At 60.8% G+C, this 13,821-nt stretch carries 13 protein-coding genes; 6 read left to right on the top strand and 7 right to left on the bottom strand.

The window, feature by feature from the left end; genetic code table 11:
- Nucleotides 1–214 precede the first annotated feature (214 nt).
- Nucleotides 215–1,099, bottom strand: a complete 885-nt coding sequence (locus NKJ57_RS07735; RefSeq protein WP_023672497.1) for an AraC family transcriptional regulator — start codon at nucleotides 1,097–1,099, stop codon at nucleotides 215–217.
- A 309-nt stretch (nucleotides 1,100–1,408) separates the two neighbouring features.
- Here NKJ57_RS07735 and NKJ57_RS07730 point away from each other — a divergent pair, with 309 nt between their 5' ends.
- From NKJ57_RS07730 to NKJ57_RS07715, 4 genes are all read left to right on the top strand, one after another.
- Nucleotides 1,409–2,470, top strand: coding sequence for a maleylacetate reductase (locus NKJ57_RS07730; RefSeq protein WP_352500377.1), 1,062 nt, complete (start codon nucleotides 1,409–1,411; stop codon nucleotides 2,468–2,470).
- A 232-nt stretch (nucleotides 2,471–2,702) separates the two neighbouring features.
- Entirely contained in the window at nucleotides 2,703–3,584 is an 882-nt protein-coding gene (locus NKJ57_RS07725; protein ID WP_352510887.1) for a metal ABC transporter solute-binding protein, Zn/Mn family, read from the top strand.
- 26 nt (nucleotides 3,585–3,610) lie between these two features.
- On the top strand, nucleotides 3,611–4,405 hold the full coding sequence (locus NKJ57_RS07720; protein ID WP_023735454.1) for a metal ABC transporter ATP-binding protein: 795 nt from the start codon (nucleotides 3,611–3,613) through the stop codon (nucleotides 4,403–4,405).
- Nucleotides 4,389–5,216 (top strand): metal ABC transporter permease, encoded by an 828-nt coding sequence (locus NKJ57_RS07715; RefSeq protein ID WP_023740094.1) that lies wholly within the window; start codon nucleotides 4,389–4,391, stop codon nucleotides 5,214–5,216. The genes NKJ57_RS07720 and NKJ57_RS07715 overlap by 17 nt, the downstream gene beginning before the upstream one ends.
- A gap of 759 nt (nucleotides 5,217–5,975) precedes the next feature.
- Here the strand turns inward: NKJ57_RS07715 and NKJ57_RS07710 are convergent.
- Nucleotides 5,976–6,329 (bottom strand): cupin domain-containing protein, encoded by a 354-nt coding sequence (locus tag NKJ57_RS07710; protein WP_023688994.1) that lies wholly within the window; start codon nucleotides 6,327–6,329, stop codon nucleotides 5,976–5,978.
- Between the two features lie 195 nt (nucleotides 6,330–6,524).
- On the opposite strand from NKJ57_RS07710, the gene NKJ57_RS07705 reads away from it, so the two are divergent.
- Nucleotides 6,525–6,986, top strand: coding sequence for an SGNH hydrolase domain-containing protein (locus tag NKJ57_RS07705; RefSeq protein WP_198020987.1), 462 nt, complete (start codon nucleotides 6,525–6,527; stop codon nucleotides 6,984–6,986).
- A 12-nt stretch (nucleotides 6,987–6,998) separates the two neighbouring features.
- On the opposite strand, the gene NKJ57_RS07700 is transcribed toward NKJ57_RS07705, so the two are convergent.
- From NKJ57_RS07700 to NKJ57_RS07680, 5 genes are all read right to left on the bottom strand, one after another.
- Nucleotides 6,999–7,910 (bottom strand): HNH endonuclease, encoded by a 912-nt coding sequence (locus tag NKJ57_RS07700; RefSeq protein ID WP_023747847.1) that lies wholly within the window; start codon nucleotides 7,908–7,910, stop codon nucleotides 6,999–7,001.
- A 209-nt stretch (nucleotides 7,911–8,119) separates the two neighbouring features.
- Entirely contained in the window at nucleotides 8,120–8,533 is a 414-nt protein-coding gene (locus tag NKJ57_RS07695) for a very short patch repair endonuclease (protein ID WP_023747848.1), read from the bottom strand.
- Between the two features lie 15 nt (nucleotides 8,534–8,548).
- Complete coding sequence (locus tag NKJ57_RS07690; RefSeq protein WP_352510888.1) at nucleotides 8,549–9,625, bottom strand: DNA cytosine methyltransferase; 1,077 nt, start codon at nucleotides 9,623–9,625, stop codon at nucleotides 8,549–8,551.
- 60 nt (nucleotides 9,626–9,685) lie between these two features.
- The gene (locus NKJ57_RS07685) at nucleotides 9,686–10,630 is read right to left on the bottom strand and encodes an O-methyltransferase (RefSeq protein WP_198020988.1); all 945 of its coding nucleotides are present in this window, start codon (nucleotides 10,628–10,630) and stop codon (nucleotides 9,686–9,688) included.
- Nucleotides 10,630–12,000: an ATP-binding protein gene (locus tag NKJ57_RS07680; RefSeq protein WP_352510890.1), complete on the bottom strand. Its 1,371-nt coding sequence runs from the start codon at nucleotides 11,998–12,000 to the stop codon at nucleotides 10,630–10,632. Before NKJ57_RS07680 ends, NKJ57_RS07685 begins: the two co-directional genes overlap by 1 nt.
- Before the next feature lie 507 nt (nucleotides 12,001–12,507).
- Between NKJ57_RS07680 and NKJ57_RS07675 the strand changes: the two genes are divergently transcribed.
- Nucleotides 12,508–13,782, top strand: a complete 1,275-nt coding sequence (locus tag NKJ57_RS07675) for a DUF763 domain-containing protein (protein WP_352510891.1) — start codon at nucleotides 12,508–12,510, stop codon at nucleotides 13,780–13,782.
- The last annotated feature ends 39 nt before the right edge of the window (nucleotides 13,783–13,821 follow it).

Raw genomic sequence — 13,821 nt, 5'->3', positions numbered from 1 at the left:
TTCAAGGAATGGTTTCATGAAGCCCTGGACACCACATGGCGCCGGGCCTTGACTGCAGTCGGCTGTTGCGAGGAACAACGGAGCACTTGATCCGTGCTGCGCATCCCCTTGATATCCCTGGATTTCGGGACAAGCGATCTCCAGCACGGGGCGCCTCCAACGCACCCCGCGTTCTTACCTCAGTAAACGTCTAGGCTCCTCCCGGTCCTCCCTGTTAGGCGGCAATCTCCGCGCTGATGTTTTCCGCCAGCAGGGCCCTGAAGCGCGAAGGCGACATGCCTTTCTGGGTCAGGAACTGGCGGTTGAAATTCGAGATGTTGTTGTAGCCGGCGGCATAGCAGATCTCGGTGATCGGCATGTCGGCCTCGCTCATCAGCAGTTGGCAGGCGAGGTTGATGCGCAACCGGTTGACATACTGCACCAGCGCCATGCCGGTATGGCGGCGGAAGCTGCGCGAAAACGCGCTCGGGCTGCGGCCGGCGATCGCCGCCAGATCGCTTTCGCTGAACGGCTCGGTCAGGTTGGCGTTGATATAGGCAAGCGCCTTGTTGACGCCGGCCGACATGAAGCCTGAGGGATCCGGCAGATAGCTGGCGCTGGTGAGCGTCCGCACATCGGCGGCGCGGCTCAGAATATCGATCAGTTCCATGAACAAAGCGATGCGGCGAACGCCTTGCGCTTCGACCAGTTCGGCCAGCACAGGTGCGGCGAGCTTGGCGGTAGCGGTGGAGAACAGCGCGCCGCGGCGGCTGAGCTCGAGAATGTTTTCACAACCGGCAAGTTCCGGCAACGCGGCGGTGGCGTCGGCAATGAACTCTTGCGAGAACTGCACGACGCGGCCGCGCAGCGGCACGCTGGCGCCTGCCGGCACGTCGCTGACCCAGTTGTGCGGCAGGTTCGGGCCGGTGAGCACGAGGTTGCCGGGCTCGAACTCGCCGATGAAGTCACCGACGAAATAATGGCCCGTGGTGGCGACGACGTGATGGATTTCGTATTCGGGGTGGAAGTGCCAGCGCACCGTGTGGAAGGGGTAGCCGTGGGCCCAGGCCTTGAACGACTCGCCGCGTCTGATCTGGACGACTTCCAAGTCCGGATTCATGTCAGTTCCTCCCGGCGCCGGTCCGGTCATGCGACCAGTTGCAGTGCCATCTCCCGCAGGCCGCGTTTGCCGCTCTCTGCAGTGATCGAAGCTTAGGCGGCAATTCATGCAGCCGCCACCACGGTGTGTCCACCTCACTGATACTTTTTTGACGTTTTTGTGGTCAAGGCGATACGTTTGCGAGTACGCGGGAGAGATCAGGCCCCGCTTGCGAGACGGTGACGACGCAAACGATGTCGCCGGCGGCGAGAGCTGGTCGCTCGATTTCGGCTCCGTCACAGTGATAATATGCAAAGGGAGCGGATCGGCATGACAAGGACGTTCACCTACTCCGGCAGCCCTGCGCATATTGTCTTCGGCAATGGCGCGTCGTCCGAGGTGGGCACCTGGATCGAAAAACTCGGCTGCAATCGCGCGCTGGTGCTGTCGACGCCGCATCGGGCTGCCGACGGCGAGGCGCTTGCCAAGTCCCTCGGCGCGCTGGCGGCCGGCACCTTTTCGGGCGCCGCCATGCACACGCCGGTCGAGGTAACCCAAACGGCAATGGCCAAGGCGACCGAGGTCAAGGCTGACTGCGTTGTCGCGCTTGGCGGCGGCTCTACCACCGGTCTCGGCAAGGCGATCGCCTGGCGCACCGACCTGCCGCAGATCGTCATCCCGACCACCTATGCCGGCTCGGAGGTGACGCCGATCCTCGGTCAGACCGAGAACGGCGAAAAAACCACAATGCGTGACGCAAGGATCCTGCCGGAAGTGGTGATCTACGATCCAGAGCTGACCGTCGGCCTGCCGATAGCGATGAGCGTCGCGTCAGGACTCAACGCCGTGGCGCACGCGGCCGAAGCGCTTTACGCGCAGGATCGCCATCCGATTTCCACCCTGATGGCGAAAGAAGGATTGCGCGCCATGACGGCGGCGCTGCCGGTGTTGACCAAGGAGCCTGGAAATATCGATGCACGCAGCGATGCGCTTTACGGCGCCTGGCTGTGCGGTACGGTGCTCGGCGCCGTCGGCATGGCGCTGCATCACAAGATCTGTCACACGCTGGGCGGCTCTTTCGACATGCCGCATGCCGAGACCCATGCGGTGATGTTGCCGCACACGATCGGCTTCAACGCCGTCGCGGTGCCCGACTCGTTGAAGCCGGTCGCCGACTTGTTTGGCGGCAGTGCGGGCGGCGGTCTCCACGATTTCGCCAAGGCGGTCGGCGCGCCCCTTACATTGAAAGAACTCGGCCTCATGCAGGCCGATCTCGACCGCGCCGCTGAGATCGCGACCAGGAACCCATACTGGAATCCGCGGCCTTTCGACCGCGCCGCAATCCGCGCCCTGTTGCAGGACGCGTGGGAGGGAAGGCGTCCGCAAAACTGACGGCAACAAGCAAGGAACTTACCCGCCGCGAATTCATCAGGATACCGCCACGAGTGGCTCCGCCTGATCGGCGCAGGCCGCTCACGCATATGTGCGCGTGAAAAACTGAGCGGCTCAACAAGCCCATTGACATCAGCCGTATTTTCGACGCAAACGTTATATTGTTACTGTTATACAGTTACACAGCCCGCCTCTCCGGCGACATACATTTCAGACTGCAAGGAGACCACGGATGCGTCGCATTCCCTTTCTCGCCGCGCTGCTCGTCGCGGTGCCGCTTTTGACCGGCACGGCTGCCCGCGCCGAAGACAAGCTGACCATCGTGGCGGCCGAGAATTTCTATGGCGACCTTGCCCGCCAGATCGGCGGCAGCAACGTCACCGTCACCAGCATCCTGGCCAATCCCGATGACGATCCGCATCTGTTCGAGACCAGCCCGTCGACGGCGCGCACCATCGCCGACGCCAAGATCGTCATCTATAACGGCGCCGACTACGATCCGTGGATGGACAAGCTGCTGTCGGCCTCGACAGCCAAGGATCGCACGACCATCGTCGCCGCCGACCTGATCGGCAAGAAGTCGGGCGACAACCCGCATCTGTGGTACGACCCGGCGACGCTGCCGGCCATCGCCAAGGCGCTGAGCGCCGATCTTGCCAAACGCGATCCGGCCAATGCAGCGCATTACGAGGCCAATCTCAAGGCATTCCAGACCTCGCTCGAGGCCATTGACAAGGAAATCGCCGACGTCAAGAACACCTATGCCGGCACCGAGGTGACGGCTACCGAGCCGGTCTTCGGCTACATGGCGGAAGCGCTCGGTCTCAAGATGCTGAACTACGATTTCCAGGTGGCCTTGATGAACGATGCGGAGCCGAGCGCCACGCAGGTGGCGGCGTTCGAAAACAGCCTGAAGGACGGCTCGGCCAAGATCCTGTTCTACAATTCGCAGGTGACCGACGGGGCAACGACAAGGCTGCTCGACATCGCCAGGCAGAACAAGGTCACGATCATCGGCGTCACCGAGACGGAACCGGCGGGCCAGACGATCCAGACCTGGTTCCGCGGCCAGATCGACGCGGTCCAGAAGGCGCTCGCCGCCCGCACACAATGAACGTGACTGCGAATGAATGTGACTAAATGAACGCAATCGAATTCGACAAGGTCACGCTGACCTATGGGGGACGCCGGGTTTTATCCGACGTCTCCTTTTCTCTACCGCAAGGCGCCTTTGTCGGCCTGCTCGGCGCCAATGGCGCCGGCAAGACGACGATGCTGCGCGCCATTCTCGGCCTGATCAAACCGGCCGGCGGCGCCATTTCGGTGCTTGGCAAATCGCCGACGCGCGGCAACGCCGACATCGGCTATATGCCGCAGGCGCGGCGCGCGCTTGGCGATGTCGGCGTCAGCGGCCTCGACTTCGTGCTGAGTGCCGCCGGCGGGCATCGCTGGGGCTGGCCCGTCGCATCGGCTGCCGAGAAGGAGGCGGCGTGGAAGGCACTTGAAGAGGTGGGCGCCGGCAGCCTCGCGCGCCGTCCCTTGGGCGAGCTTTCCGGTGGCGAGCGCCAGCGCATCCTGATCGCGCAATCGTTGATCGGCAATCCGCAACTGCTTTTGCTCGACGAGCCGCTGATCAGCCTCGATGCGGGCCATCAGCGCGCGATCATCGACCTGGTGCACGACATCGGCGAGCGGCTCGGCATTGCCGTGCTGTTCTGCTCGCACGAGATCAACCCGCTGCTGCGCGCCGTCGACCGCGTGCTCTATCTCGGCAACCGCAAGGCGGCGATCGGTTCCGTCGACGAGGTCATCAGCGGTCCGGTGCTGTCGAAACTCTATGGCACGCATATCAATGTGGTGCGGGTTGCCGGCCGCATCTTCGTCATGGCCGACGATGTCGAACTGGAGAGCGGGGCGCATGTCCACGATCTTTGACTATGAATTCATGCGCAACGCCTTCTATGCCTGCACCATCGTCGGCATCGTTTCGGGCGCGGTCGGCTATTTCCTCGTGCTCCGGGGCCAGACCTTCGCCGGCCATGCGCTCTCCCATGTCGGCTTTCCCGGGGCCACCGGCGCCGGCCTGATCGGGCTGTCGCCGTTTCTCGGCCTCACCGTGTTCACCGTCGCCGCCGGCATCGGCATCGGCCTGCTCGGCGAACGCGCGCATCGCGACGTCGCCATCGGCATCGTTTTGACGCTGTCGCTCGGCTTGGGCTTGCTGTTTCTGCATTTCTACACCGCCTTCGCCTCCCAGGCGACCAACGTGCTGTTCGGTAATGTGCTGGGCATCAGCCTGCGCACCGTCATCGTGCTTGCGGTCCTGGCAGTGGCGATCCTCGCAGCTCTTGTGCTGATCGCGCGCCCGCTGCTGTTCGCCAGCCTGCAGCCGGAACTCGCCGAAGCGCGCGGCGTGCCGCTCACTCTTGTCTCGACCCTGTTCATGGTGCTGGTCGCCGTCGCCACGTCCGAGGCGGTGCAGATCGTCGGCGTGCTGCTCGTCTTCGCGCTGATGGTGGCGCCTGCAGCCACCGCGCTCAGGCTTACCAGCGGCGTCGGAGCCGGCGTGCTGACGTCCATCGCGCTTGCCGTGATCATCGCCTGGATCAGCCTGACGCTCGCCTTCCTGACCGACTGGCCGACGAGCTTCTGGATCACGGCGCTGGGCGCGGCGGCCTATGTCGTCAGCGGCATCGTCCGGCGCCCGTCGGTCCGAGAGACTCAGAGCGCCGACGCCGGCCCCTGAGGCTTGCCCTCCGGCAGGTCGATCGGGCGGGCTGCAAAACTGACGTCAGGGAAATACACCCAAAAAAAGTCCGGTCTACAATCCGGCTCCTGAAACGTTTCAGCCGCGAAAGACAAATTCATCCAATCGCCTAGATCGCGACCTCTGTCGCGCCAAAGGTCCGCTCCGGAGCGGCCGGAATGCCCGGAAAACCGCCATTTCAAACGCATTTTGCAGCGGCGAATGGCTTGCGCGAGGCCGGCTGGAAAGCTGGCCGGGAGGCGCAAAAGGGACCTCGCGCGGCCATTGCGGGCGGCGTTGACAGACCGCGGTGCTGCATGCGTATAGCAAGCCATGGGTCACGCCATGGCCGTGGCGGTTGAGACGGGGCTGGGGGGTTTCGTAACAACAGCATTGACGGCCCGGCGCCGGACGGGCGGCATGCACTCTCGAAGTGCGCCGCTCGCTCTTGGCTGACGCGCCGGCGACCCGGCAGCAGTCCTGGCCTGCGTTATCTCGACCAGGCTCCGCAGAACGCCATCGTCTCAGCTTTTCGATCCGCATCGGTTCGAAGCGAACGAGGTGACGCCCTCTTAACCGATATTCGCTTCGCTACGTCCCCCTCCCCCTGCTGGGCGAGGGGGACGCTGGCGATGAACCGCGCCGGCCGAGGTGTATCGGCACCGATCAGGAACTGCCGACGACGCGATCAAGCAAGCTTGACGACGAGCCGATCAGGCGACCCTGACGACGTCGATCAGGCAAGCCTGACGACGTCGATCAAGCAAGCTTGACGACGAAGTGCTTGGTTACCGGCTCGAGGATCTGCCAGGTGCCCTTGAAATCGGCTTCGACCACGAACGCATCGCCCGGACCGACCTCGACAGGCGTGCCGCCATCGGGCGTGATGATGATGCGGCCGGCGATCATGTGCACGAACTCATAGTCGGTGTAGGTGGCGTGATAAGTGCCGGGCGAGGCCCGCCAGGTGCCCGACAGCACCTTGCCGTCGGCGGTGGTGTGCTGCACGGCGGTCTGCATGGTCGGCCGGCCCGCGACAACGATCCAGCCCGGTAAGTCGCCGCCCTCGGCATGCTCGACAGCGCCGAATTTGAAAATGGTGGTGTTGGTCATGGGAGGCTCCGTTTGAATTGCATGGCTGCCGGTTGGATAGCCGATGCGTGTGACGGGGGCAACGCAAGGGCCGACCCCGGATGTCGGAGATTTGGCGAAGGAGGCGGGAGAGCGGCCTTCTCCCCGTTCACCGGGAGAAGGAAGAATCTCCCCCAATGTTGCCGGCAGATCATCGCCGCGCGGCCGAACCTGGTGGTGATCTCGGAGATCGCGCTGGACAGCCTGGACAAGATGTCAGCCGGCACGCAGGCGCCCGTCAGCCAGGATGCCGACGGGCGCGCCGGTCTGCACGCGACGCTCACCGCGTTCAGCCAGGCCGGGCTGAAAGTTGCCGTCATCCGCGACGTGCCGTTCAGCGACGATCATGTCGACACCTGCGTGGCGCGCGCGCTGTGGCGCGGCGAAAAGCCGTCGCTGTGCGACCAGAAGCGCGCCGAAGCCGCCAACGACGCCAACGCCGCCGTGGAGCGCAACGTCGTACGCGCCGTGCCCGGCGCCAGCTACATCGACCTGACCAGCCAGTTCTGCGACGCCAGGACCTGCCACGTCTTCATCAACGGCAAGATCGCCTACCGCGACCAGCATCATTTGGCGACAGCGTTCGCGGAAACGCTGGAGCCGGCGGTGGAGAAGGCGGTGGTCGAGAGGGTGAGGTAGGGCAGCGTTTGATCAGTGTATCGCCCCAGCGAATTCGTTTCGGTGATGAGCAAGAAATGCCGGATTGGGCCACAGCCTTGGATCCGACGGCAAGTGCAACCCTTGATGGTCCGGACGGAAGAGGTTTCTCAATTCGCTAGGCACCCGGTTATGGGCGACCAGAAGCCGGTGGTTCTCGTCAATCGAGATGAGATGCCGGTCAAAAAGCCAGTGCACGGTCGCTGATAGAGCGATGCCATTTTGGACAACATCGGGACCACCGGCCGCAACCGGCTTGATGTGCGCGGCCTGAACTTCAGCCCGGCCGCCGCCGTTGATAATCCGCAGGCCGGTGACTGCGCATGTATCCCCGTAGGCTCGACAGACTTCTAGCCGAAAAGTCGCGTCGCGGACTTTGCGGTTTAACAATATCTGTTCGACGCGTCGATCGACTGCCTCGGCCATTCCCATATGTGTTGGAAACGAAACGTCTACGGGCAGAATGTCGAGGCCGAGTTTCCTAGCGTTGGCGGGATCAAGTGTCTCGCTGAGGCCGGCCAACACGATATCGTCGAAATCCTCGATCAGAATCGGACGTATCGACTTTCCTTGCACCGCTTGGCCGACGCGACTGGGATCCACGATGGTGCGCAGCAGCGTCTCCGCATAGCGGCCATCATTGACGAACGGCACGGGCGTCGGAAAATCTAGATAGTCCGCCACATGGGCATAGTAGTGGCCGGCTCGCTCGGGATCCGGCTCGACACTAATCACGCGAGCTGCAGCGACATAGGCGCGCCGACCGCCATTGCGTCGCGGCTCGCGATAAAGGACCCAATCACCTACCGCTTTGCGAGCCCCCTCTAGGTAGCGGGCAGGGAAATGATAGCGGCCCTCGCTATCCTTGTAGCCAGAGTTCCGCTTCAGATCGAAAACGGCTTTCACGATCCAATCCTTAAGAATTTCAAAGAGTTTGAGCGTAGCAGCTTATTGGGTTGTCTCGCGAGCCTCCGGGGCTCGTATCGCAGCCCAGTTCTGCGTCATGATAGCACCCGATAGGAGAGCGAGGACGGCCTTCTGCGATAGGTTTCCCACCGGCGGACGGTCCACAACGTCCGCAACCTCACATCGGCTTGGCAGAGCTAGGCTTGCCTCTATTTACTAGCTTCCAGAGCGGCGGCAATCAGCTCGGGAAGATGGTTGGGATCTTTCGTTTCGCATTCCCACAACACCCTCACCTTCCACCCCATTCGCTCAAGTTCGGCAACATTCTCCCGATCTCTACAAACGTTGCGGTTGAACTTTGCCTCCCAGAATTCCGTTTTCGATTTCGGCATGCCAGCTTTCTTGCAACCTGGATGCCGATGCCAGAAGCAGCCATGCACGAATACGACGACATGATGCTTCCGGAACACCAAGTCAGGTTTGCCAGGAAGATCACACGGATGTAACCGAAACCGATAGCCTAACGCGTGCGCGACACGCCGAACCCGCATCTCGGGCAGGGTATCTTTCCCTTTGACCCGTCTCATCAACCAAGAACGGCGCTCGGATGTTAGACGATCCATCCACTCACTCTGCTGCTATCGCGGTCGGGTTTCGTCATACAAGGCAGTCCGGATTGCAGTGAAAATTGCCCGCGCCATGATCGGCGACACGCTATTGCCGATCATACGGAACGAATGCCATACAGTCGGATGGAACAAGTGCCAATCTGGAAAGCCCTGTAGCCGAGCGGCTTCCCGCGCAGTGATTACTCTGGGCTCGTCTGGGTGGATTGGACGGACAGACTGATAGGACCCCTTATCCGATCCTGTTCCGGCGCGGAGGGTCGGACATTGACCTTCCCACGAAAGTCGCGGATGGCGCCCAATCTTGTCCATGCCACCATGAGGGATCGATTGGAATCGCTGAACCACCTTCGGTGTATGAAGCGTAGGACGATGCCCTGTGAAGCAGCCGTTAGCTGCCCGCAAACCCCGAGCGTATTTGGAAACGCTGCGTGTTGGCGGCAATTTCCAAGTGTCGAACCCATCTACTTCGCCAAGTTCGGACGCACAACCCAAGTCGTCGATTGCGGCTCGCACGGTCACTGGCGGGCAACGCTGCCGCTCGACATCTTCCAGTGTAACCATGGCTTGAAGATCTTTGCGATAGCCAACGACAAACAGCCTTTGTCGTTTCGTGGCTGCCCCAAACGCAGCGGCATCCCAAATGTGCGGACCGAGAAGCTCGTACCTCCCACTCACTTGGGCCAACGCTTCGTCGAGAACGTTGCGCGCATCCGAATTCGCCAACCCTCGAACGTTCTCCATGACGAAGAACGACGGCTCAACTTCTTTAACGATGCGGAAGAAGTGTCCAAGCAGTTGTCGCCTGGGATCATCCTTGTCACGACGGCCAATGTCGCTGAAACCTTGACATGGAGGCCCGCCGAATATGCCGTCGATCGAGCCTCCGGCGGCCTTTAGAAGCTCTACGCCGGAAAGGCTCGAAACGTCCCGTGTCAATAGCCGCGTATCGGCAAAATTTGCAGAGTAGGAGGAGGAAAGAATGGGGTCGTTGTCGACGGCCACAGCAACATTGAATCCAGCCAGATGTGCTCCTAGAGAAAACCCGCCTGCGCCGCAAAATAGATCAACTAGCTTGACCGGTCTCATCTATATCATTAATCCTTGGTAATATACACTGCCAATATAGACCAAACTCCATCGCATGATCTATGCGAGGATTTGGGCAAAGGCCGGGTACTGCCGATAGTAGTTTTGAAAAGCCTCGATTTGATCGTCTTCCAGATCGAACCCGAGCCCTTGCACGATCACACGCGTCAGCTTTCCCGCTCTGGGTAACATTGCCTGAAGAGAGGCAGCCTCACGAATCGTCAAATGTGGCGCAATGATAGGCTTTGTCGGCTTGCAACGCCATCTTTGATCGGCGACCAGATCGCGCGCCACTTTGGCTGCGCCTTTCGATGGGAGCAAACCGCCAACCGTGACCATAGGCGCAGAATCTTTGTACACAATACGAAAAGCCGGGACGAACCCTCCCGGACGAGACAGATCGGCCGCCACCGATTGCGTGAAATCTAGCGCCAGATCCGCAAGGGTTTGCTGCATTCTCTCGTCTTTGCATGCATTCTTCGGCAAATCGTCGGGGACCACATCGCCAAACAAGTCTCGTAATCGTTCGACCCGCTCAGGGGCTCTGCCGTAGGACATCTCGTGTCCGTTAAAAGTAATCAAGAGAATGCTGTTTTCCGGAGCATTTTCCACCAGTGAGCGGACATCGTCGGACACCGATTCGTCGAACTCGCCATCGTAGTCCAGCCAAACCATCCAAGGACGCCTAGAGATGGCTGGATCCACAAAAAGCTTCGGAAGTACGACACCCGACAGCCCTTCGATTACCCTAACCGTAGCATAGGGCGCGTTGAAGGTGGCGCGCCGGTATCCTATCTCCTGAGCCTCTATGGAAATCATGTCGTCGATCCCCAATACCTTGTGAGCCATCGCGAAGTCGGTGAACCAAATGGACCCAAGGCCGATGTAAACGAGGTGGTCAAAATCGAGATGACCCTGCAGGTGATGAACGCCATTGAATACGAGATGGCGCTGTATGGTTTTACTCGGTCGCAAACTGTAGTTGATCGTATCGAACGAGGCCATCATTCGTCTCCGACTAAGTCGTCAAAGGCGTAGTCGAACGACTTCAGACCGACTTCCCGGTACGGCAGATTTATGCTTCCGAATTCTTGGGCAAGCCGCTTTAATCGCGCGACCGGAACGGAGTAGTGGACGTTGGCAACCCGCTCTTTCGGCTGAGCGACAAATGTTGGAAGCGAGACAGCAGCCCGCGGGACGACTTGGTAAATCGGCACCGCGATTGCTGCTGCTTCGACAACTTTTGCCTCGTCGATCGCTTGTTTTCTCATATTCGTGTAGTCGATCCAAGCGCGGGAAACTTCCCGCATCTTGGGCCTGGCGCGTCGGTAAATTTCAGACGATTGATCGACGCTACGTTTGGTGGTGGTCATAGGCAGAGCGCCAGCATTGGCCGACGTAAACAGAATAATACCTATAAACCCCGAATACTGGCGATGCCACTGCGGCCAGTTCTCGGTTCCCCATCCAGACACAGTGGCCTTGTCAGCAGCAAGCACGATCCGCCCGTTGCACACCACGTACCAACCGAATCTCTTATCGCCTTCGTCTTCTTCGTCGGGCTCCGAACTCTCTGGTGGAGGAGCCGCCATTCCCCCAATGACTTCTACCTGCACCCGATCGGGCCCAGTAAAATCTTCATACGCAATACGCACGGGAGCGAATTCTTTGCTCTGGCGAAGTTCTATAGTCCACCCAGCAATAGCTATATTATTTAGGTATATTCTAAGCCCTCTATTGAGGTGCAGTGAGTAGTCGCGTGAGATGGTGCGACGGAGGTTTTGCAGGAACGCAGGGCTAGCGAAGGCCGCCTTTGCTCCATCTGTCAACTCGCTAATTGTGATCTCAACCCCATTCGAAGGAAGAGGATCGCTTTCCTCCAAATCAAAGTCCCACGGCGGGACATCGTTCTTCAGCCATTCGGTCACATTGATCGGAACGACAAACGACTGACGGGTACCATTTCTCTCTAAGTAAGTGCTCCGAATATTGATTTCGCCACCGATCTTGAATATAGCTCTCTTCATACCGATGCCGTAAACACCGATGCTATAATCCTCATGCTCTTCGAGCGCTTGCCGACCAAAACTGAATGCATGGTTGATCGCGGCGTTGAGAGTCATGCCACCACAATTGTCTACTATACAAAAACTGTCTTCCAACGCTTCTATGTCAATTCTATATTTTGAAAGATCTACTTCTTCAGCCAAACCCATCGGCCGGCTTCCCTCGCTACTCCAAGCGCCGTCAATGCTATTATCGATCAAGTCGAGAATACAGTCCTCCAGGGTAATGTCTCGTGTGATCATCCGAACGAAGAACGTCTTGGTCGGATTCGCTATTGCCTTAGTTTTCCGAATTTCTGTTTCCGCCATCGATCTGCCCCCCAACACTGTCATAAGACTACGGCCCAGTATCTACCTTGACAATTGGAAACATAGTTTTCCCCATGTCCCGGGCATTTGCGCCGCAACCGTTTCATATAAATTTTCCCTCGAGGTTGTCCCGGCAGCAACCCAACCGCCGCCTCCGGAACAGCTCGAAGACCCGCTATAGCACAGAGTTCCGAACAATAGCCTTCCTTCCAATCCCCATCATCCCCTCGAACCCATCAGCCAAATTCGCTACCGCCACCACCAGCATGGAGCGCACGCTTTCCGGGCGGCCGACCGTCGGGTCGGCGCCGAGCAGCACGGCTTGCCCCGGTCGATGACGAAATCGTTTTTTCCGTAATTGAAGTCGAGTTGGGGACAAAGAGGGCGCATCTCATCGTCCATCGGCACGCCGACGAACCCGCTAGCCACCACGCTTGCAAATCTCCCCCCAAATGCCATCTAGATCACAGGCGCACCGCCGGTGCGCCTTAGCCACGGAGCTTTCACTTGACGCAGCGAAGCGGCAGTGCGGACTTGCCGCTGCATGGCGGGCGGGTTCCGAAATGGCTGGGCGATCGCATGACGCGGCTGGGCGCGGTGCTGTGCGAGGCGATCATCCATCACTATGGCCGCGACGAGCTGTTGCGCCGGCTGGCGCATCCGTTCTGGTTCCAGTCTTTCGGCGCCGTCATGGGCATGGACTGGCACTCCTCGGGCATCACCACCTCGGTCGTCGGGGCGCTGAAGCGCGGGCTGAATCCGATGCCTCGCGAGTTCGGCATTCATGTCTGCGGCGGGCGCGGCGCGCATTCGCGCAAGACGCCGCAGGAGCTGACCGCGATCGGCGAACGCGTCGGCATCGATGGCGCGGCCCTCGCCACCGCCAGCCGCCTCGTCGCCAAGGTGGACAGCGCGGCGGTGCAGGACGGCTTCGACCTCTATCTGCACGGCTTCATCGTCACCGATGACAGCCGGTGGGTGGTGGTGCAGCAAGGCATGAATGGCGACAGCCGCCAGGCGCGGCGCTATCACTGGCTGTCGGAAGGGCTGACCAGCTTCGTCGACCAGCCGCATGCGGCGATCGAAGGCGAGCGGCAGGGCGAGATCGTCAACCTCACCGACCATCGCGCCGAGCCGTCGCGGACCGGACAGCTCGATTTGTTGAAGACCATGAGCCCGGAGCGGATCCTTGACGAGCTTGCCGTGCTGGAGCCGCCGCCGAAAGTACCGCCTGCGAAACTGCCGGCGCAGCCGATGCTGCCCAATCTGGTGATGCCGGCGCATCATGACGTGCGCGAGAGCGACATCGTCATGCACCGGCTGCACGGCAACATTTCGGCCGCCATCGAAAGCGGGCCGGCCGATTTTCCCGAACTGCTGCTGGTGCCCGGCGTCGGCGCGCGCACCGTGCGGGCGCTGGCCATGGTGGCGGAAGTGGTGCACGGCGCGCCCTGCCGCTTCTCCGACCCGGCGCGCTTCTCGCTCGCCCATGGCGGCAAGGACCGCCACCCCTTCCCGGTGCCGCTGAAAGTCTATGACGAGACGATCGCGGTGCTGAAATCGGCCGTCGGCAAGGCAAAGCTCGGCCGCGAGGAAGAGCTTGGCGCGCTGAAGCGGCTGGATGGCGAAGCGCGGCGGCTGGAGCGCTACGTCACCGGGCCGAGCCTTAAGGAGATCGTCGCCGGCGAGTTCGACCAGTCGCACCTGCTTGGCGGGCGCAGTGTGTTTGGGTGGGAGACGGCGGCGGAAAGCGACGACGGTTCAGACAGGGGCCGCCAGTAGCGGCCTGTCCATCATGCAGAGATAGTGCGCGGCCGATAG

This window comes from Mesorhizobium sp. M0077, from assembly GCF_040322955.1.
Taxonomy (GTDB): Bacteria; Pseudomonadota; Alphaproteobacteria; order Rhizobiales; family Rhizobiaceae; genus Mesorhizobium.
Note: the sequence above shows the minus strand (reverse complement) of the source record. Positions and strands in the feature narration are given on the sequence as shown.